This is a genomic window from Wolbachia endosymbiont (group A) of Eristalinus aeneus (assembly GCF_964026915.1).
In the GTDB taxonomy this organism is placed as follows: Bacteria; Pseudomonadota; Alphaproteobacteria; order Rickettsiales; family Anaplasmataceae; genus Wolbachia; species Wolbachia pipientis.
Window position 1 is genome coordinate 1,115,284 of record NZ_OZ034712.1, and the last position, 20,737, is coordinate 1,136,020.

Annotated in this window: 18 protein-coding genes, 1 tRNA gene and 2 pseudogenes; 7 read left to right on the plus strand and 14 right to left on the minus strand. The window is 34.4% G+C overall.

What is annotated here, in order from left to right:
• The first annotated feature begins 17 nt into the window (after positions 1-17).
• From AAGD62_RS05745 to AAGD62_RS05775, 7 genes and pseudogenes are all read left to right on the plus strand, one after another.
• Positions 18-404 carry a dihydroneopterin aldolase gene (locus tag AAGD62_RS05745; protein WP_007548841.1) on the plus strand — a complete coding sequence of 129 codons (387 nt, stop codon included), beginning with the start codon at positions 18-20 and terminating at the stop codon, positions 402-404.
• A complete protein-coding gene (gene folP / locus AAGD62_RS05750; RefSeq protein WP_155969139.1) occupies positions 401-1,681 on the plus strand; it encodes a dihydropteroate synthase in 1,281 nt (426 codons plus the stop codon). Before AAGD62_RS05745 ends, folP begins: the two co-directional genes overlap by 4 nt.
• Positions 1,678-2,166: a dihydrofolate reductase gene (locus tag AAGD62_RS05755; protein ID WP_155969137.1), complete on the plus strand. Its 489-nt coding sequence runs from the start codon at positions 1,678-1,680 to the stop codon at positions 2,164-2,166. The genes folP and AAGD62_RS05755 overlap by 4 nt, the downstream gene beginning before the upstream one ends.
• Position 2,167: 1 nt before the next feature.
• Positions 2,168-2,896, plus strand: coding sequence for a putative folate metabolism gamma-glutamate ligase (locus tag AAGD62_RS05760; RefSeq protein WP_155969135.1), 729 nt, complete (start codon positions 2,168-2,170; stop codon positions 2,894-2,896).
• Between the two features lie 93 nt (positions 2,897-2,989).
• Positions 2,990-3,822, plus strand: a pseudogene (locus AAGD62_RS05765) (IS5 family transposase).
• Positions 3,823-3,841: 19 nt separating this feature from the next.
• Positions 3,842-3,973, plus strand: a pseudogene (locus tag AAGD62_RS05770) (phospholipase D family protein); the annotation flags it as partial.
• Positions 3,974-4,082: 109 nt separating this feature from the next.
• On the plus strand, positions 4,083-4,625 hold the full coding sequence (locus tag AAGD62_RS05775) for a hypothetical protein (RefSeq protein ID WP_006279913.1): 543 nt from the start codon (positions 4,083-4,085) through the stop codon (positions 4,623-4,625).
• 338 nt (positions 4,626-4,963) lie between these two features.
• On the opposite strand, the gene rnc is transcribed toward AAGD62_RS05775, so the two are convergent.
• The 14 genes from rnc to AAGD62_RS05850 all read right to left on the minus strand — a co-directional run bounded on the left by rnc (position 4,964) and on the right by AAGD62_RS05850 (position 20,667).
• Positions 4,964-5,662 (minus strand): ribonuclease III, encoded by a 699-nt coding sequence (gene rnc, locus AAGD62_RS05785; RefSeq protein WP_006279914.1) that lies wholly within the window; start codon positions 5,660-5,662, stop codon positions 4,964-4,966.
• 187 nt (positions 5,663-5,849) lie between these two features.
• Positions 5,850-6,926: a quinone-dependent dihydroorotate dehydrogenase gene (locus tag AAGD62_RS05790; RefSeq protein WP_341812706.1), complete on the minus strand. Its 1,077-nt coding sequence runs from the start codon at positions 6,924-6,926 to the stop codon at positions 5,850-5,852.
• Between the two features lie 130 nt (positions 6,927-7,056).
• Positions 7,057-7,128 (minus strand) — tRNA-Cys (locus tag AAGD62_RS05795).
• Between the two features lie 5 nt (positions 7,129-7,133).
• Positions 7,134-8,030 (minus strand): class I fructose-bisphosphate aldolase, encoded by an 897-nt coding sequence (locus AAGD62_RS05800; RefSeq protein ID WP_155969605.1) that lies wholly within the window; start codon positions 8,028-8,030, stop codon positions 7,134-7,136.
• 64 nt (positions 8,031-8,094) lie between these two features.
• Positions 8,095-10,401, minus strand: coding sequence for an AAA family ATPase (locus tag AAGD62_RS05805; protein WP_155969133.1), 2,307 nt, complete (start codon positions 10,399-10,401; stop codon positions 8,095-8,097).
• A 203-nt stretch (positions 10,402-10,604) separates the two neighbouring features.
• Complete coding sequence (locus AAGD62_RS05810) at positions 10,605-11,831, minus strand: DEAD/DEAH box helicase (protein ID WP_038199603.1); 1,227 nt, start codon at positions 11,829-11,831, stop codon at positions 10,605-10,607.
• A gap of 35 nt (positions 11,832-11,866) precedes the next feature.
• Positions 11,867-12,118, minus strand: a complete 252-nt coding sequence (locus tag AAGD62_RS05815) for a cold-shock protein (protein ID WP_006279919.1) — start codon at positions 12,116-12,118, stop codon at positions 11,867-11,869.
• Positions 12,119-12,292: 174 nt separating this feature from the next.
• Complete coding sequence (locus tag AAGD62_RS05820; protein WP_010081974.1) at positions 12,293-13,627, minus strand: TldD/PmbA family protein; 1,335 nt, start codon at positions 13,625-13,627, stop codon at positions 12,293-12,295.
• 18 nt (positions 13,628-13,645) lie between these two features.
• Positions 13,646-14,518 (minus strand): ATP synthase F1 subunit gamma, encoded by an 873-nt coding sequence (atpG, locus tag AAGD62_RS05825; protein ID WP_010081973.1) that lies wholly within the window; start codon positions 14,516-14,518, stop codon positions 13,646-13,648.
• 198 nt (positions 14,519-14,716) lie between these two features.
• A complete protein-coding gene (locus AAGD62_RS05830) occupies positions 14,717-15,937 on the minus strand; it encodes a heme biosynthesis protein HemY (RefSeq protein WP_155969131.1) in 1,221 nt (406 codons plus the stop codon).
• The gene (locus AAGD62_RS05835; RefSeq protein WP_038250643.1) at positions 15,934-16,665 is read right to left on the minus strand and encodes a hypothetical protein; all 732 of its coding nucleotides are present in this window, start codon (positions 16,663-16,665) and stop codon (positions 15,934-15,936) included. Before AAGD62_RS05835 ends, AAGD62_RS05830 begins: the two co-directional genes overlap by 4 nt.
• Positions 16,658-17,887: a lipoprotein-releasing ABC transporter permease subunit gene (locus AAGD62_RS05840; RefSeq protein ID WP_155969129.1), complete on the minus strand. Its 1,230-nt coding sequence runs from the start codon at positions 17,885-17,887 to the stop codon at positions 16,658-16,660. The genes AAGD62_RS05835 and AAGD62_RS05840 overlap by 8 nt, the downstream gene beginning before the upstream one ends.
• Before the next feature lie 133 nt (positions 17,888-18,020).
• Positions 18,021-19,310 carry a sugar phosphate nucleotidyltransferase gene (locus AAGD62_RS05845; protein WP_155969127.1) on the minus strand — a complete coding sequence of 430 codons (1,290 nt, stop codon included), beginning with the start codon at positions 19,308-19,310 and terminating at the stop codon, positions 18,021-18,023.
• A gap of 112 nt (positions 19,311-19,422) precedes the next feature.
• A complete protein-coding gene (locus tag AAGD62_RS05850) occupies positions 19,423-20,667 on the minus strand; it encodes a hypothetical protein (RefSeq protein WP_155969125.1) in 1,245 nt (414 codons plus the stop codon).
• Positions 20,668-20,737 lie beyond the last annotated feature (70 nt).

Genomic DNA, 20,737 nt, shown 5'->3' on the forward strand with positions numbered 1-20,737 from the left:
AGTGATGTTGGAATGCAATGTCTGCATGTAATCTTCTTATATCTGACTTACGGCTTTGGGTTCATTTAGGCTATAGTGCAGAAGAGAAGTATCATTCTCAATTAGTTAGTGTTAATATTGATTTTACCTTTAAATCCCCCCCTTTAGGACTTACAACTGACCGGCTTGAGGATACTATATGCTACTTGGAGGTAGTTCAGAGTATTCAATCTCTCGTTCAAAGCAAGCAATTCAACTTAATCGAGCATTTAACTCATGATATATACAGGACCATTAATAACCTTGTGATGCAAAAAAAGCTTATTATTTCTTCTATAGGCGTAACTATTCACAAAGTTGCACCACCTGTCCCCAGTGTGCATGGAGGTGTTTTCTTTACTTATCGTAATGCGTTGCAAGAATGATTTACATTTCTATTGGCTCAAATATGGGGAATCGCTTTTCCCATTTACAAAAGGCTGCTCAGTTACTGCAGGAACGCTATTTTAAAAATTTAAAATCTTCAATTATTCTGGAAACTAAGGCTATTTTACCAAATGATGCTTCACCTGGGTGGGACAGGCCATTTCTAAATATGGTTGTGTATGGAAGTTGTTCTTCTTCTCCTGAAGAGCTGTTAAAGGGCCTTAAACAAATTGAATGTGACATTGGCCGTCTGCAGGTCTATGAAAAATGGGCACCTCGCGTTATTGATTTGGATATTTTGTTATGGGATGACCTGACACTTGATACACCCTACCTTAAGATTCCTCACCCAGAATTGATAAACAGACCATTTTTGCTTCACTTGATGACAATGCTGAACCCTATGGCAGTAGTTAACAAAACGTTTGGTACTGTTAACCCTAACATTAAGGATTGCTTTTTAAGGAGTTTTACGCTTTCACCAGAGCTTGTAGGTATTGTCAATATTACTCCTGATTCATTTTCAGATGGTGGTCTTTATTATGATGCAGATCAAGCAACCAAGCAGGCACTGCGGCTGTTATCAGATGGTGCAAGCATAGTTGAACTTGGTGCTCAATCAACAAGACCTGGCTCCTCAATACAAACTCCAAAAGCAGAGTATGCACGCTTAAAACCAGTGCTTGATGACCTTAATCAATATATGAAAGTTGGTGACATTAAAGTCAGCATTGATAGCTTCTGGTCAGACGTTATTTTAAATGTTTTGGAACACTACAACATTGCCTGGGTAAACGATCAGAAGGGAGATCTAGATGATAATACCTTAAAAGCGATTGCTAGCAGTGGATGTAGTATCGTTATTATGCATTCACTCTCCATACCACCACATAGTGACAACATTATCCCAAGTGACATTGATCCAATTGATACCATAAATAATTGGGCAGAAAAGAGCATTAACAGGTTACTTGCCCTAGGTTTTGATCAAAGCTCGATCATTATTGATCCTGGTATTGGTTTTGGCAAATCTATGTACCAGAATATCCAGATTTTACGCAGTATAGAAACGTTACAAAATTTTGGCTGCAAAGTTCTGGTTGGTCATTCTAGAAAGTCATTTATTTCTTCTTTTTCTACAGAACCTGTCTTTAACCGAGATTTAGAAACAATTGCTTTATCATCTGCATTGCACAACAAGGTTGATTTCCTTCGAGTGCATAATGTGCGTGATCACATGCGATTCTTTGTAGCTCAAGCTGCTTTACAGGGATGATAGTTATCGGAATTATGGCTGTTGATCCCAAGGGGGTAATTGGAATAAATAATAGATTGCCCTGGCATTATCCAAGTGAGTTAGATCATTTTCGTCAGGTGACTGACAAACAAGTTATTGTTATGGGGAGAAAGACATTTGAAACTATGCCTCAAGACATATTAGGGAATCGTATTCCTATTGTTTTTTCTCGTGACAAATTAAATTCTTGTTTTAACAGAGGAGTAAAATGCACTATTATTTCTTCTATGCAAGAGTTTTTGTCAATCCAAAGTAATTGGATTTACCCTCAAATCTTTGTGATTGGTGGAGCACAAATAGCGCATCTTTTTTTGGAGTATGATCTAATCTCAGAATTTATCATAACAGAAATTCACAAACCCTATAAAGGTGATGTATATTTCAACTTAACACTTCTTAGTGGATGGAATAAAACTATTCTCACCAAAACAAAAGATTATACTATATGCAAGCTAACACGTTAATATGCATATTGAAGCAATTTATACCCACCGCATTGAATATGGAGAAGTATTAGAGCAGGTTCTTGATCGCTATGTTTCAGAGCTGCTAAGAGAGGAAGTTGTTCTTGCTATCACATCAAAAATCATTTCAATTTGTCAAAAACAAGTGGTTTGCAAAACTGCTTGTTCTAAAGAAGAGCTAATCAAAAGGGAAGCTGATGCAATTGTTGATGTGGCTCACAGTATCTGTTTAACGATTAAAGATAATATCTTAATTCCATCTGCTGGTATTGATGAATCAAATGGTAATGAGGTGTATATTCTATATCCAAAAGATGTTCAGAAAACAGCTCTGTCAATATGGAACTATCTCAAGACAAAACACTGCATAAAACATCTTGGTATTTTGATTACAGATAGTAACATAACACCTATGCGCCTTGGGGTTACGGGCGTTGCTCTTGGTTGGTGTGGATTTGAACCATTTTATTCCTATATAGGCAAGCCAGATCTTTATGATCAACCACTGCAAGTAACACAAGTCAATCTTCTTGATGCGTTGGCAACGTCTGCTGTTTTAGTTATGGGAGAAGGGGCGGAGCAAACACCAATGGCAATAATTAGTGGCGCACCAAAGATTCACTTTCTTACTCGTCCGCCAACTACAGAAGAAGAAAAAAGTGTGAAGATATCTATGGAAGAGGACCTTTACTCTCCTCTCCTCATGCGAGCCCGCTGGTTAAAGAGTTAAAGAGGAACTTAAAAATTTGCTATTAGACTTCTTAGAGGTTGTCCGGAAATAAGTAAAAGGCTATAATATCTGAAATTTTAGTACGGGGTAAAGATGAGAAAAAAGTATCCAACAGATCTAAGCGAAAGGGAATGGGCAAGAATAGAAAAACACTTCAGAGTATCATACAAGAAAGGAGGAAGGCCGCCAAAGTATAGCAAAAGAGAAATATTAGAAGCAATTTTCTATGTATTGCGTACAGGGTGTCAATGGCGGTATTTACCAAATGATTTTCCGCTATGGAAGACTGTGTATGAGCAGTTCAGGCAATGGAAGAAGCAGGGAATTTTTGAGAAAATGAATTATGAAATTACAAAATATAGTAGAAGAAAAATAGGAAGGAATGAGCAGCCGAGTGCCTGTATAGTAGATAGTCAATCTGTAAAGACTACAGAAAAGGGGGGATCAAAGGCTATGATGGAAGTAAAAAAGTAAAGGGTAGAAAAAGGCATATAATTACAGACACTCAGGGTTTTATACTAGGTTGTTACGTAGGCGCTGCTAACGAAAATGATAGAGATGGTATTAAAATAGCATTAAACAATATGAGAACAAAATATACTAAAGTTAAAAAAATGTGGGCTGACATGGGATACCAAGGAAGAAATTTAAAGAATCACATAAAGGAAGAATATGACATAGATATTGAAATTGTTAAAAGGCCTCCATGTAGATTTTGGGTGCACAAAGATACGCCACCTGAGCTACTACCAACAAGAGAACAAGGGTTTAAAGTACAGCCAAGAAGATGGGTTGTAGAAAGGACTTTTGCTTGGGTTAATAGGAATAGAAGGCTATCGAAGGAGTATGATTTACTCACAACATCCACTGAGAATTTCATATACCTAGCTATGAGTAGGGTTATGTTAAAGAGGGAATATGCTTGAATTTACTAGTTTCCGGACAACCTCTAAGACAGCTAAAAAAGGAAATGCTGAAAATTTATTAATTATTACAGATTATCCTGAATTGATTCAGCAGTATGTGAAAAACTGGGAGGCACGAATGTCACAATCTTACAAATACGCTCCCAACTAATCGAGAGCGCTTGCTCAAAATCAGTTTTAAAAACAGCAAGGGAGAGCTTTTTTGATTGATTGGCATAATGATTATGATATAATGAACTAAAAATTTAAGGAATAAAGTAATGGATTATATAAATGATGCTGCCGGTAGCTACACTGCTATTCATGATTTTTTTCAAAACAACGGTGTTGGAGATTACAAAGTTCAATGCAATTATGGTGGGGTGCCGTATGCTACTGATGAGTACGTGCATTCTGGCGATAAATTTTGGAGTAATAATTTCATAGACTCACATTTTGGCAGGGAAATAAAAATGTATCCTCAAAGTGAACTTTTAGCTAAAGAATATGCTGGAAATACGTTGCCAGTTTCAATATCACTAGATAAGGATTTAATAAAAATGAAGGAATGTCAGAAAAAAACGAAATTTGTGGAACTAGAAAGGGAGTCAGGTGATTTAGTGCATGATAAGCAAAAGTATGTAAAGTGTTACACAACAAAGCTATCATATGATGATGTACATATTTACAATAACGATAAAGTTTCAACATTTAGCATAAAATACGACGTGCCAAATGATCCGAAATACAGTTTAAATATAACATTTACAAAGGTTAATGATAATAAACCAGGATTTTGGCAGAAATTTAAAAATATGTTTTAACGTGACCATTCACTGGTTTTTACTCAATCAACCAACAACAGTTAATATCAAATTTTTATAATTAAAAAATATGCTATTTTTTAAAACTTTCATTCTCCTTGACTCTGTCAACTTCACAAAACAACTCTTGGACCAAATGTATCTGGCATAACACCTTTTGGTAACTTGCTACTTCTTTTTTTCCGCATCTCCGACAACAGCCATTGATATTCCACTACATAAGGCTTGATTTTTGGTAGATCAACTTTTTTATGAATAATACTATGCTTCTCCTTAAATTGACCATTTACCCTAAACGCTATTAGCTTCCTTAAAATTTACATTAATGCCTATTTTGCCTAAACTGAAGCGTCTTTTCCAATTTTTTCTAGCATCAACTCAGCAGCTTTTTGTTCAGCAATCTTTTTACTAGAAGCGCATGCAGAAACTTTACCATAATCTTCTATGCAAACTGATATAGTAAATTCAGGATTGTGCGCTGGTCCAGTTTGTTTTACAAGCTCATACTCTGGTAAAGGCAATTTGTTTTTCTGAGTCCACTCTTGCAGTGAGGTTTTAGGATCTTGAGGGGGGTCAAGCATGCCTTTAGCTAGCTTTTCCCAATATTGGATAATAAATTTTTCAACATTTTCAAGCCCGCCATCAATATAAATTGCACCTATTAGTGCTTCAAGCGAGTTTTCTAAATTTTTTAAGTTACATCTCCCTCCATTGCAGCGTTCACTATTATTCATGATGATAAAGCTGCCTAATTTTATTTCTTTAGCAACATTAGCAATGGTGTTGCCACAAACTAAATCCGTCTTTCTTTTTGCCAATGCTCCTTCTTTTTCTTCAGGAAATAGTTTAAACAGTGTGGCAGATACAACCATATTCAAAACACTATCGCCCAAAAACTCTAGTCTTTCGTAGCTTACAATCTGGTTTTTGCTATTCCTTTTATTTACGCTTGGGTGAGTTAGTGCCTCTTCTAATATTGCATAATTTGTAAATTTATAATCAATGATCTTAGATATTGCATCATTCAAACTCTTCATACCCATTATTTAAAAGAATAACACTTCCTACCACACCTTTATACCAAAGAATTAGTTTTGTTTTATTAAAATAATACCAACAACTTCCAAAATATACAGTTTAATAGACTTCTTGCATAACCATTATTTGAATAATGATTCATCGATGTTATTCCAGTGTCGGCTACTTAGGTGACAGAGAAGATGCTTAATGTATACAACCCACCACCTCACTAATGTTACTAAATCCATCTCTCCTTATTAGTTCTGCAAGTTCTAGATTAATTTTGTTTACAACTTGAGGTCCGTGGTATATGAGAGCAGTGTACAACTGCACCAAAGAAGCTCCTGCCTTTATTTTTTTATATGCATCAGCACCACTTGAGATTCCTCCGCATCCTACCAACAATATTTTGCCCTTAGTAAGTTTGTACATATCGCTCAATAACTCGGTTGAAAGTTTAAACAGCGGTTTGCCACTCAACCCACCACTCTCGTTTTGGTGGGAATGTAAGTTATTCCGACTGATCGTAGTGTTGCTCACTGTTAATCCGTCAATCTTATATTCCAACGCAAGCTCAGCGATATTTTCTTTCGTTTGCTGATCTATATCTGGTGAGATTTTTAATATTATTGGTATGGATTTAGAATTATCAATTGATTTCCGGGTTAGAGTTACGGATTTCAACAATTCCGATAATTCTTGCTTATTGTGCAGATTGCGTAAATTAGGCGTGTTTGGGGATGAGATGTTCAGCACTATATAATTGCTTTTTCCATATACTATCTTTATTAAGTCAACATAATCGCTGATTTGGTCCTTTGATGTACTGTTTTTTCCTATGTTGATGCCAAAAATGCAATCATCAAGCTTGGTTTTATCTATTTGTTTAAGAAAGTAGTCTATTCCTTTATTGTTAAATCCCAATCTGTTAATTACCCCTTGATCTTTAATTAACCGAAAAATTCTTGGTTTTTTGTTTCCATATTGTGGATTACGAGTTACAGTACCAGTTTCAATAAATCCAAAACCAAATGAAAGCATAGGCCTTATAACTTCTGCATTCTTGTCAAAACCTGCAGCCAGACCCACGGGGCTTCTGAGCTTATTACCAAAAAAATTCACACTCAAAGATTCTGGTAGCTCTATAGGATTCTTATAAGGTATTTTCTTTAATGCCATAATTGCCAAAGAGTGAGCAACTTCGGGCGGCAGTAAAAACAATAAATCACGTAATATCATTTTGTAAAACACTTTGCTTATTTTTAGTTTATTTTTTACCATGAAACGCTATAAGAGTATAACCATAACTTGAAAAGAAATTGATTTTACTTATGAATAATTTTCTCTATAGGTTACACACTTAAAGCTACTGTTGAATTGAGCAACTTTTACAAGATATAGAAAATGAAAGAGGCCGGGACCGGAATTGAACCGGTATAAAAGGATTTGCAGTCCTCTGCATAAGCCATTCTGCCACCCAGCCGTTTTTTATGTGTAGATATCCATTATATCTTTTAGCATAGATAAAGCTTCCTCCCTTTTGCGTTGGAAAGTGTTACGTCCAATGATTGAACCATTACCACCACCCTGCTTAATTTCTTTCGCTTCATTGCATATGTCATTCACTGATTTCGACTCGCCACCAGAAAAAACTACTATTCTTTTTCCTGCAAAACAAGATCTTTTAACATATTCAATTCTTTTAGGTAATAATTCAATATTTTCTGTTTCTATTTTCTCCCTTTCCAAATATTTAGTTGGAAGTTTTACTTTTATTATATTAGCGCCAAGCAAAGCTGCCATGTGTGCAGCATAGGCAATAACATCAACCGCTGTTTCACCTTCTTTGGAAATTCCTTCACCGCGTGGATAAGACCATAACACTACTGCAAGCCCATAAGATTTGGCTTCAGCTACGATTTCACGGGCTTCTTCCATCATATCGAAACACTTAGCAGAACCAGGATATATAGTAAATCCAACAGCCAAGCAGCCCAAACGCAGTGCATCTTTCACAGAAGAGGTTATTGCTTGATCAGAAGTCAGATTCTTCGAATGTAAGGAGTTGGAACTATTAAGTTTCAAAATAAGTGGGAGCATTCCAGCATAAGTTGAAGCACCAGCTTCAATCATACCAAGTGGAGCAGCATATGCACTTACTCCCGAATCAACTGCAAGCTGAAAATGATAATGTGGGTCATAAGCATCAGGGTTAACTTCAAAACTTTTTATTGGCCCGTGTTCAAACCCTTGGTCTACAGGGAGAATTACTAATTTGCCAGTGCCGCCAAGCTTTCCATGCATGAGAATACGAGTAAGATTTGCTTTTACCCCAGGGTTTTCACTTTCGTAGTAGCTTAGGACTTGTTTTACTTTATCACTTATCACTATAATTCAAATTGAATTTAAGTTATAGATTGTAACAAAGATGAAGTTCAATACAAGGATTTTAAACTATATCAAAAGCAATTTTATTTTCTACTTTATTCATATAGATTCTTAATTTCTTTCCTTTTATTAATTTACGATTCAGTATTTCTTCCGCTAAGTAACTTTTTATCTCTTTTTCAATAAGTCTCTCTATCGGACGTGCTCCCATTTCCTTACTATAACCCATTTGTACAAGATAAGATTTCACTTCATCCTCTACCAAGCAGTTTATGCCTTTTTGCGTCAGCTGCTTTTTCAGTTCCTGAATAAATTTATCTACAATATGCAGAATTATATCCGCATTTAAGTCAGAAAAAGAAATAATCGCATCAAGACGATTACGAAATTCAGGGCTAAAAACCTGTTCTATCGCTTTTTCACTATCACCAGTGTTAAATTTTTTATGCCCAAAGCCAACAAAACTTTTGCTGCGTTCAGCTGCTCCTGCATTAGTTGTCATAATTAAGATTATATTGGAAAAGTTAACTTTACGTCCGTAAGTGTCTGTAACGCAACCATAATCCATAATTTGTAGCAATATATTATAGATATCGCTATGAGCCTTTTCAATTTCATCAAGCAGCACAACACTATATTGATTATTAGATACAGACTCTGTGAGTAATCCACCCTGATCATAACCTACATATCCAGGAGGAGAACCAATCATCCTTGATATCGTATGAGACTCAATATATTCGGACATATCAAAGCGTATAAGATTCATGCCCATGCTTTCTGCTAATTGTTTTGCTAGCTCGGTTTTACCAACACCGGTTGGCCCTGCAAAAAGATAATTTGCTAAAGGCTTATTGTAATTTCTCAACCCAGATTTAGCAATTTTAATAGAATTAACAAGAGATTCTATTGCCTGCTCTTGGCCAAAAATCACCTTCTCTAGATTAGCTTTTAAAGACTTTACTTTCTGCAAATCATCAGATTCAGATCCGCAAGGCACATTTGTAATTCTAGTAATAGTATTCTTAATATCTCTACTATTTACAATTTTACCCCTGTTTCTTAGCAATTTACAATATGCCCCTGCCTCATCAATAACATCAACCGCTTTATCAGGTAATATTCGCCCAGTAATATACTTATGCGAAAGTTCAGCCGCAGACCTAATGGCATTCTTTGTATAATATACTCCATGATACCCTTCATAGTAGTGCTTTATACCATCTAGTATCTTTATCGTTTCGTTAACAGAAGATTCCTTAACATTAATTTTTTGAAACCTCCTCGCTAATGCTTTATCTTTTTCAAAACTATTGCTGTATTCTCTATATGTAGTTGCACCTATACAACGCAGTGTACCTCTTGCAAGCGCAGGTTTGAGTAGGTTACCTGCATCAAGAAAGCTACCACTTGTAGAACCTGCTCCAATGATAGTGTGTATTTCGTCAATAAAAAGGATAGCACCTGGTTTTGCCTCAATCGCTTTTATTATAGATTTTATTCTCTCTTCAAAATCACCTCTATAGCGTGTCCCTGCAAGGAGTGACCCTAAATCCAAAGCATAAATTATACTGGACCTGAGCGCACTTGGAACACTGTTTTCAATGATTTTGAGTACCAAACCCTCAACTATTGTGGTTTTGCCAACACCTGGATCTCCAACATATAAAGGGTTGTTTTTTCTACGCCTCAATAATATTTCTATAGTGCGATTTAATTCATAATCACGACCAATAACATAATCTATTTTTTTGCTTCTTGCATAGTCATTTAAATTTTTACAATAACTTTGTAGAATTTCCTCATCTTTTAGTAGCTCACCTTTATTTACTGTAGTAGGAGCATCATTATTTTTATCAAGTTTTACTTTATGATTAGTGGTGTATTCATCTATATCGTTAGAGTATTTCATGTTAGATATGTGGTAAATCAAATTGGAATCTTTCGCACTTTGTTTCTGCAATAGATCTTCAACGTATAAATCTTGCCCAGACAAAATTTCTACTAGAACACTTGCTCCATTTATTTCTTTTTTCCCCAAGCTATGAGCCCGTATTATTGCTCTGTGTATTATGCATTGAAACATTGAGCTAGGTTTAACTCCACTGATAATCAATTCAGAACTGCTTTGTAAAAACCCTTTTATATTATTATTATAATCATTAGCCTTAATATTGCATCTTGATAGAATGTTATCCATACTGATGATTTCATCGGCTCTGATATTACATCTTGATAAAACGTAATTTACATCCACGTCTTTAGTTAACGCCAGCAATAAATGTTCTACTTTCGCATATTTAAGATTAAAATTAGAAGCAATGAATAGTGCTCTATTCAAACTTGCCTCTAAGTTTTTGGAAATCATCTCCTATTCTCTTTAAAAGTGGGAACTCATATATAATGAATAGCACACAATTATTAAAAAAATTGAAATCCAGCAGTTCGCTGTAGCCAATTTGAATCCCACTCTGGATCTACGTCATAGCACCGCAATATCTCAGCATAGATTCCGCTAATGAGTAGCGGAATGACGAGTTTTACGCTTATCAAATTGTAGGTAAATCCTATTTAATACGCTTTTTCTAGTACTCTGCTTTTCTTCTTAAATGCATTGATCTTTTTTCTACCGTATTTAGTCTTTAACGTACTTGGCCTTTTAAAGACCTTTTTGCTGTTACGTTTTTTAAATTGCACACTACAATCAAAATTTAGCTCTCCTTCTTTGTCTGCCAGTGCAGGCAGTCTTCTCTTATCTTGAGGTGTAACAAAAGATAGCGCATACCCTTCAGCTCCAGCGCGTGCAGTTCTACCTATACGATGAATATAGTCAGCTTGCGATTGTGGTGCATCATAATTGATAACATGTTGAATGTGGGGAATATCAAGGCCGCGAGAAGCAACATCTGTTGCAACCATGATTTGATTACGGCCACGACGAAAAGAATTAATGACCCTTTCGCGCTTGTGCTGCCTTAAATCACCATGAATTGCTAAAGCGCTATAGTCATCTTTGTGCAATCTGTTAGCTAGCTGATCCGCTCCTCGCTTTGTTTTGACAAAGATAATGATTGATCCTTCGCGCTGACATAGTTGTGTAACAAGCTTTTCATATTTTTCTGATTCTGATGCATAAACAATTTCTTGCTTAATTTTTACAGAAGTTGTAACCTCACAATCAACAGAAATACGTTCTGGTCGATTAAGGTACTTCTCAGCAAGTTTTACTATATCTCCAGGAAGAGTTGCAGAAAACATAAGAGTTTGCCTTATTTTAGGCAAATGCTTCATAATTTCTTCAATCTGAACTCCAAAGCCCATATCAAACATACGATCCGTTTCATCAAGCACAAGAACGCTAACATTGCGAGTAATCAAAGTTTTACGCTCAATATGGTCTATAATACGACCAGGAGTACCTATTACAATTTGTGGTTTTTTCTGAAGCTGATTTAGCTGCCTAAAAATAGGCTCACCACCAATCAACAAAGCGACCCTTAGTGCAGAATTTTGAGATAAGAGTTTTCTTATCTCATTTGTTACCTGATGCGCAAGCTCTCTGGTTGGCACGATGACTAAAGCTGAACCAGTGTTAGGCTCATTCAGCAACTTAGCAACCAACGGAATAGCAAATGCTAAAGTTTTTCCAGTCCCCGTTTGAGCAGATCCGAGAATATCTTTACCTTGTAGCGCTAAGGGAATCGCTTGTATTTGAATCGGAGTTGGGACGAAAAGATTATTTTTATCTAGAGCTTGTCTAAGCGAAGCTGGGAGACCCATCTCATGAAAATTATTCACAATACGTTAATCCTGTTAAAAGACTTCATAATAGATTAATCTTCCAATCTTAAATTTATTGCAGATTTTTTATCTTCTCCGTTTCTACCGCGCTCCTCTTTAACCTCATAACTCACCCTTTCTCCTTTTATTCCCTTCTCTTTATTCTCTCCTTTAAGTGCCTCAGGTCTTATTCCCGAACGTTCCAATGTGCTAATATGTACAAAAACGTCACCCCCTTTACCTTCTGGCTTGATGAAACCATAGCCTTTTTCGGCATTAAACCATTTTACATTACCAAATTCCATTTAAACAACTCCTAAATTATTAACTAACATTACTAATGTGATGAAAAACTTTGAAATTACGATTGAGAATGCTTTAAGCTTAGCTATTGAAACTAAACCTTTATACTCCATAGTCTATTCTTAACATTACATGACAATAATACACAATTGTTGTACTTGATGCAAATAAATTTTTTAATCGTTAAGCGAACCTGCAACCGTCATTTCGCTAACTTTAATCGTTGGTGAATTAAATTGCCCACAAAAAGTTAGATCATCTGCAACGACTAAATTGCTAAACATATCCTTCAAATTGCTAGCAATGGTAATCTCATGTATTGGATACGTTATTTTTCCATTTTCTATAAAAAATCCGGAAGCGCCTTGGCTGTAATCGCCATTGATTAAATTGACACCAAAACCAAATAAATCAGTTACATATATTCCCTCTTTCACTTCCTGAATTAATTCTTCAAACGATACATCACCATTCTCAATGTAGAGGTTACTAGCTGCAGGAATAACTGCAGCATTACTTGCACGAGTTGCACTTCCGGTTGTTTCTGAGTCTAATTTTCTAGCCGAGTATAAGTCTAAAATCCAATTTTGTAATATTCCGTTTTTTACAAATATATTTTTCTTGCTAGTTATCCCTTCTCCATCAAATGGTCTCGATGCTATGCCTCTTGGCAACAATGGATCATCGATAATATTAATTCTATCGTTGAAAATCTGAGCGTTTAAACTACCCCTCAAGAAAGAACTGTTGCTTATAATACTGCTCCCATTTATAGCAGAAGCAAAACTTTTTACTAGCCCTTTTGCTGCTCTTTTTTCAAAAATAACTGGAAATTTACCAGTTTTCATTGTACGTGAATTCAATTGATCAACTGCTCTTTTTGCTGCTTCTTTTCCCATTAACTCTGGCAACTTTAAATCACTAAAATTACATGCTATATCATAATCGTAACCAACCTTCATTTCACTTTCTCTTCCAGCAACAACAGAAACCTGATTAGCAAAGGTTGATTTACTAAACGAGCCAATAAAACCAGAAACAGTCGATAATACTGTATTCACTAAAGCGTATGAAGAAGAGGCTCCTTCAGAATTAGTGATACTCTTATGTGCAAGGGCTGAATTTTCTGCAGCTTCAGCAATTTCTTTTAGGTTATCAACGGTTACAACATTATTATCTGAGATACTTAAATCTGCAGAAGAGATATAATTACTACCATTTACAGCAAAATTAATGCAAGGATCTTCTGGCGCATTCTTTGCCATTTCTACCACTTGGCTTACTGTATCACTCAGATTATTCAAATCGTTTGTAGAAATATACGCAGCTTTGTTTTTACCTGCTATAGCTCTGATTCCTACAGTGCAATTTTTAGATTGTGATATTTGCTCAATTTTTGATAGACGCTGAGAAACTGAAGTCTTATTAGTTTCATATATTGTAACTTCCGCATCTTGATTTTGCTTTTTTATTAGTTTAGTAATATCTGCTGCAATATTTAATATATTCATTTTCTATTCCTTAGATTTCTATAAAGATTCTGCACCACCTATAACTTCAATTAAATCAGTCGTAATCGCTGCTTGACGAGAACGATTATAAAGCAATGCTAATTTGTTCAGTATCTCTTTAGTGTTTCTGTTTGCTGATTCCATAGCAACCATTCTAGCACTATTCTCACTCGTTGCACTTTCAAGTAAAGCAGAGTAAAGAGCAATTACAACGTAATCTTGAACTAAAGATTTTAAAATAAATTCAATATTTTGTGGTTCATACTCATAGCCGTAATCTGTTGTTGGACCAGCCAGAGAGCTATCAATCAAGGATGAGTCTTTACTCCATGGTTTTATTGTTTCCAACATTGGTTTTTGCGTGAAGGTATTATAGAATTTACTATAAAAAACTTTAACTTTATCGTATTTACTTAAATCTATACCATCAACCAAAGCTTCTACGTGCTTTAACGTGATTCCCTTACTATTTTCAATTTTTAAGATACTTTTAGAGTCAAATCTATTTTTACCTACATCAAAAGCTTTTTTACCAAGAAATACAATATCTACTTTTTTGCCATTTGCGATTGACTTATTTACACGCTCTTGACTAAATTTGACAATAGAAGAGTTAAAGTTGCCGCACAAGCCACGATCAGACGCAATAATGAATACTAGGTAAGAACCGTCGTTACTGACATTTAGAATTTTTGCCAGTAATTCTTGATCAACTGATAGCATTAATGAAAAAATAATGTTATGCAGCTTAGATACATATAATTTTGAATTTAATAACTTCTTTTGGCTTTGTAACAACTTTGCTGCAGAAACCATTTGCATTATTTTCGTGGTTTTCTGTACAGACCTAATATTCTTAATTCTTAAGGATAATTCCTTTAAGCTCTTCATTTTGTATACAACCCTGATTTATTAAAATATATAACTGTTAGTGTCTAAAAGCAAGTTTTTTTGACATTAAAACCAAGTCTAGCTAAGAAACTTGCAGGTTTATTGTTTGGAGATAAGGATTATATTAAGAAAGTGCTCTAACTTCAGCAATATCAATGTGAAAGTAGCCTAATGGTAATTTCTACACTTTGTGGAATTTTATAATATATAATAAACACAATTAAAACTATTACAACTTGAACACTTATGATCCCATTGTTCTAGTTCCCTGTTACAATTTTTACATTTCCAGCCTGGATCAGGCAAAGCTTCTGAGTCCATCTTGTTTAGCCAATAAATTACCTTGTCGTGTTCTTGCAATGTAACCTTGAGTTGTATTACAATAAAGTAGATTGACATGTAATTAGCTTTTTTCATAGCAGTGTCTAAATATTGACTTGCAAGATCATATTTACCTGAACTCATTGAGGACAAAGCAAGTAAACAGTAACTAAAATAATAATCAGGGCGTAAGTTGTATAGTCTTTCAGCACCTTTACTATTTAAATTGATGTACATTTTAGCTGACTGAGGAGTAGGATTTACTGTATACTCTGCCTCTAGCACTGCAGAAGCTTTTCTGATTTTTCCAAGTTTAATATATAATTCTGCCTTTAAATAATTGATGGGCTGAAAAATTGCACTATAACGTTGTGCTCTAAATAAAGACTTTATAGCCTCCTTAAAATTTCCTTTACTTTCATATTGCTTTGCTAAAGCGCAATAAAACACTGCAAACATTTCTTTATGATCAAAGGGGAGAAAAATATTGGACTTAACTGCTTCCTTCAACCTCAAAATTGCATTAATCCAATCTTCTTTCAATATGCAATGCTCTATTTGAAAGGGAATAGATAGCATTTTATCGTTAATTGAACTAGAGCAATATTCTATAAATTTTTGAAAGACTACTTTTTCTTGTTTGAGGTGGACAATCAGCTTATTGGCTAGAAGTAGAGCTAAGTTACGATTTTTATTTGCAATATTTGTTAAACCGTTACTGAAAAAGCTGTAATTTCCCGTCTTACCTGAGTTAAAGAGCTTTATTAAAGACAACCTATCGCTCTCCTCACTCAGACTTTTAACTAGCTTTTGGGCATTCTCTATATTGTCTAAGTCTATGCTAAAGAAAGCTTCAAAGAGAAGCAATTCTTCCCTATCCCTTCTTCTATTTCTTATGTTGGCAAATGTTGATGAAATGGAGGAAAAAAAGCGTACAAGTGTAATTAATAAAAATAATAAAACTACACAAGTAAAAATAATGAAATATAGATCAATACTTATAGTGTAATTGCCTAATTCCAATTTTATTACTTCACCACTTACCTTGACCCATATACCAAATAAAAACGAAAAAGCGAAAATTATAAAATAAATCATGAGATATATTGTAATAAGTGATGATATATTGTTGAAATATTCTTAGAAGCTACAATAAAACCATTCAATTTATTCAGCCATGGCTTGAATTCTGAATGCGTTAAATTGCTTACTGTAACAGTTATATTTTGCCAATCATTATCATTTATTGACTCCTCAATTTCTGCGAATTTTACTCTTAATGGATCATTTCGGTCGTCTACCTTTATCCAGTTTGAAATGATTTTTTTAGACAATGTACTTTTGTTGTAATCGATAGTATCAATAGTTTTTTCAAAAGATAACTTCAATTCGTGTAAGGTATTTATCTCTTTCAAATTTTCTAATTCATCTACTGCATTTTCTATCTCTGGATCGTCAAGCTCTGATATCAAAGGCTTTATTGAATTTATATGGTTATCAAATTTTGCTTCTCGCAATAACGAATTCTTCATTTTAACCACAAGTAATAGCAATTTTGCAAGGTTCTTACATCTTGAGTTATTATCACCTTGCTCACATTGAGTATGCTGACTTCTCTTGAGGTCAAATATCTTTTTTTCTATTCTAGATTGATTAACTTCAAGCAACATTCTAAATTCATCCATGTTTTCCGTTAAAGCTTTCACATTGTTTTCACTCTCTTGCTGATTTATTTTTAAAAAGATTATGTTATTTATTGTGATGTAACCGGTAAATAACAATACAATTAAGAACCAACCTATGTACTTTTGCTGAGTATCATTCATAACGTAATATCTCCGCAGGATCTTGTGCAGCTGCCTGTAATGCAGGAGCAATTGTCGCTAAAAATGATAAGAATAATGCAAGTGCAGAAATGTTCACTACATCTTGAGGAACTAATATTACTGGCAAACTTGAAAAAAAGTATATCATAGGATCAAACAGCTTGACATTAGTAATGTTTTCTAAAAACACTCTAATGCTTTCGATATTGAGAGAAAAAACGACACCTATAATACAGCCAAGACAAGTTCCCGTAAAACCGATTAATAGACCACAAGCACAAAATATGCGCATAATGCTTCCACTTGTTGCACCAAATGTACGCATAATTGCAATCGCGGATTTCTTTTCTTGCACTATCATCATTAAATTTGAGATAATATTAAACGCTGCTACAACTATAATCAAAGTAAGAATTAAAAACATCACATTTCTTTCAGTTTTTAAAGCACTAAAATAATGGCTTTGCTGTGATTGCCAACTTTCAGCTTCCATTCCTATTTCTTTTTCTATAGCATCTGCCAGCTTATCAGCTCTAGTAACGTCGTCTACAAGTACTTCTATATTTTTTATGCTATTTTCATAATTAAAAAAGGCTTGTGCTGATTTTAGAGGCATATATATCAAGGTATTATCATACTCAAACATACCCATATCAAATATTGCTATAACTTTATATTTTTTCATTCGTGGCATTTCACCAAGTAATGCATCAAATTCTTCAGATGATATAAACGTAATTTCGTCGCCATAGTCAATGTTCAAAGCTTCTGCCAATCGTGCTCCTATTATTATCCCTTCATCAAATTTTTTTACATCACCTATAATTACATTATTTGTAACGGCAGTACTATCAAGCAAGTCTTTAGTTGACACACCTCGCACTACGCTACCTGCAATTTTACCATTTGCTGCAATAATGACTTGATCATTGGTCATAGGAGTAGCTTTTAATATACCAGGAATTCTCTCAATAGATTTTGAAACTGCGTAGTAATCTGAATTTATGTTCCTATCAAAATAAACGTTAATATGGCCATCAATGCCAAGTATTGAGTCAAGCAACTTTGCTCTGAATCCGTTCATCACAGACATCACCACTATTAGTGTTGCAACTCCAAGGGCAATGCCGATAATAGAGAACAAAGTCATTATAGAGCAAAATCTGGCATTTTTCGCTCGCAAATAGCAAGCAGCCATAGTAATTTCAAAGGCAATGGACATTACAAAATATTTTGAGGTTAGACATTATATTTTTGAAACTTCGTATAATTGTAGACTTTTCTTTATTTGAAAACTAGAGATTTTTGCTTCCTTAAATTTAGCAGACTTATAGAGTATCTTTAACATTAGAATTTCAAAATCTTCCATATACATCATCCAACCTCACTATATCATTATCAGATAAATGCTCTCCTATCTGAAATTCAACTATTTCAAGTGGAAAGCTTGTGCTTCTATTTTCAATCCTATGGGAAACTTCCCTTGGGATTTCTATCATATGGTCTTTTACTATAGCATATTCTTTGTCGTCTAAACTAACATACCCAACTCCTGATAGTACCATATGGTATTCATCTCTATAGTGATGGAATTGCTTAGAAGTGCAGCTTAATGGATTTATAAAAAGATATTTTATGAGAAAATTTTCGCTCATTAAAATTATACTACAAAATCCCCATGGTTTAACTTCTTTCCTTATCGCCTTTACTTTCTTAACTTTATGAATAAATGAAATTAGACTTTTATTTGGTTGCTTACAAGCTCCACCCAATAAATTTTTATTACTTTCTGTCGTTGAAACTGGTTCTTTTTCTCTAATCACATGCTGAAATGGCACCGGTTCTTTACTAAACTTCTCACTCAATTCTAAAACTGAATTCCAAGTTCCAACATCCAACCAATCGAAATTAGCTTCTATCATTGCAACGTTTTTTGCTTTCTCCATCACCAAATAATCAATGGATATGTCTTTAATTCCTGCAAAATCTTGTTGTTTTAAATATAGAAATCTCTCTTGCGGTGTGAAATGTTTAAAACATGAATTGTAAAGATTCAGGGCAGATTTTTTGATCTCATCTATGTAGCGTTTTGCTTTAAACACAAATATTCCAGAGTTCCAATAATGATCGTTACTTAACTTACGCTCGGGTTTTTCTGTAAAATCTTTCACTATATGATATTTTTCTTTCTGATCATAAACTGCATTTATATAACCGTATTCAGAATTGAATTCATTAGGCTTAACCCCAAAAGTGACTATAGAGTTAGTTTCAGAGGCTAACTTAGACGCTTTTTGAGTAGAAGCATAAAAACTATTCAAATCACCTATGAAATGATCTGAAGGCAGAATTAACATTGTCTCGTTTTCATTGCAGAGAAGCGCAGCAATTAATATTGCCGCTGCTGTTCCAATTTTCACTGGTTCGAAAATCACTTTATATTCTTGCAGTGCATGCAATTCCTCCATCACTAATGACTCGTACTGTATATTTGTAGCAATTATGGGCGGCATATAATCGCTTTTCAGCCTCAACAAAGTGTTGTGAAACATAGTGTTCTGACTAAATATTTTCTGAAATTGCTTTGGCTTAGATAAAGGCCAAAGTCTGCTACCACTACCACCACACAATATTACAGGGCGCATTTAGTTAAGATATTAATTAAATAATTAATATCTTATACTGAGGGCAAAATACATGCAAGTTTTTGTTGTGGAATAGTTAATAAAGAAAGTAAATGTTGATTTAAAGTAATTGCTAATGAGAGTGATCATGTGTAGCGCCTTGCCCTTGCTGTGAATTTCTTCTATTTTGTAATTCCTCAACATGACCTTTTCTTTTATCACTTAATATTTCATTACCCTTATTTTGTTCTTCCTCAGGACTCTTTAGTATTTCATTACTCTTGCTAACTTCTTTATCATTCCCTTGTTTCTTTGGCCTTCTAGCGTTAAGCTCATCCCATGTGCCCACTATACTAAGTGGCTTATGATCCTTTTGCCCTGGCTTTAGCCTTTCTCCACCCTTAATAACATTAAAGTCACTTTTTGCTTCTTCCCAACATCCTTTCAATTGGTGTTTCCACATAGTGAAGTAAGCATCACCATATTTTTTCTCATTTGCTACAAACAATAAAATTGGAGCCTTAAGTATGGTAGCTCCCATATCCACTAAATTTTTTACTGCCGCTGCAGGAGTGAATAAAAGATAACCAAAAGACTTTGCAATTGGGTTTTGTTTGCTTATTAAATGCTCCCCTAACTTTATAGGAAGAGAAGTCAACAATTTAGTACAAACTTTAGCCAAGCTTGTAGCAAAAACGATAGGAACAGATATAAGACTTTTATCTAGCTCTAGATTACCATTCTGATCTCTAATTTCTGAAAAATGGGTGCTTAGCTTCTTGTAATCACTAGTGTATAATAATTCTCCATTTCTTCCTTTTTCATCAACAACTTCCTGAACTTTACCTTCTTTATTTTTTACCTCTTTAGTTAGCACAGAAGAATTAGTTAATTCAAATGGATATTGAGGATCCTTAGTTTTTTCAGCTTCAAAAATTGGCACGTGTTTTTTCAAATCCATTCTCGAAAAGCCTAATGGCTCAAAATATGACTTATGCAACTCATTTATCGGAATTTGCTTACCCTGATTGTCTATATAATTGATAGTAAAATAAGATCTATCATTATCTTTATCTTTGGTAACTAAAGATAATCTGAAACTTGGTTGTTCTCCATTCTCATCTTTTTGACCATACAAAAGTTTATAGGTTGGATTTTTATCTTTATCTAGTATAGCATTTCCATGCATATCCCTGTTTTCTATGATTTTAGCAGACTGTACAATTTGATCATAATTTTTTGGATACTGGCATTTCCTTCCATCATACATCATTACCTTTCTAAGGTCTTCGACGTAAACTTGAGATTCAGGTGAAGTAAGCAGACCTTTTGCTTTAAGTGTAAGATCTATTGCTCCCTTTTTTAATGCTTCAAACATATTGTCAAACCAAAATCGCTATAATGCTATAGTTCAATAATAAAACTAGTACACTAATAATATATTAACA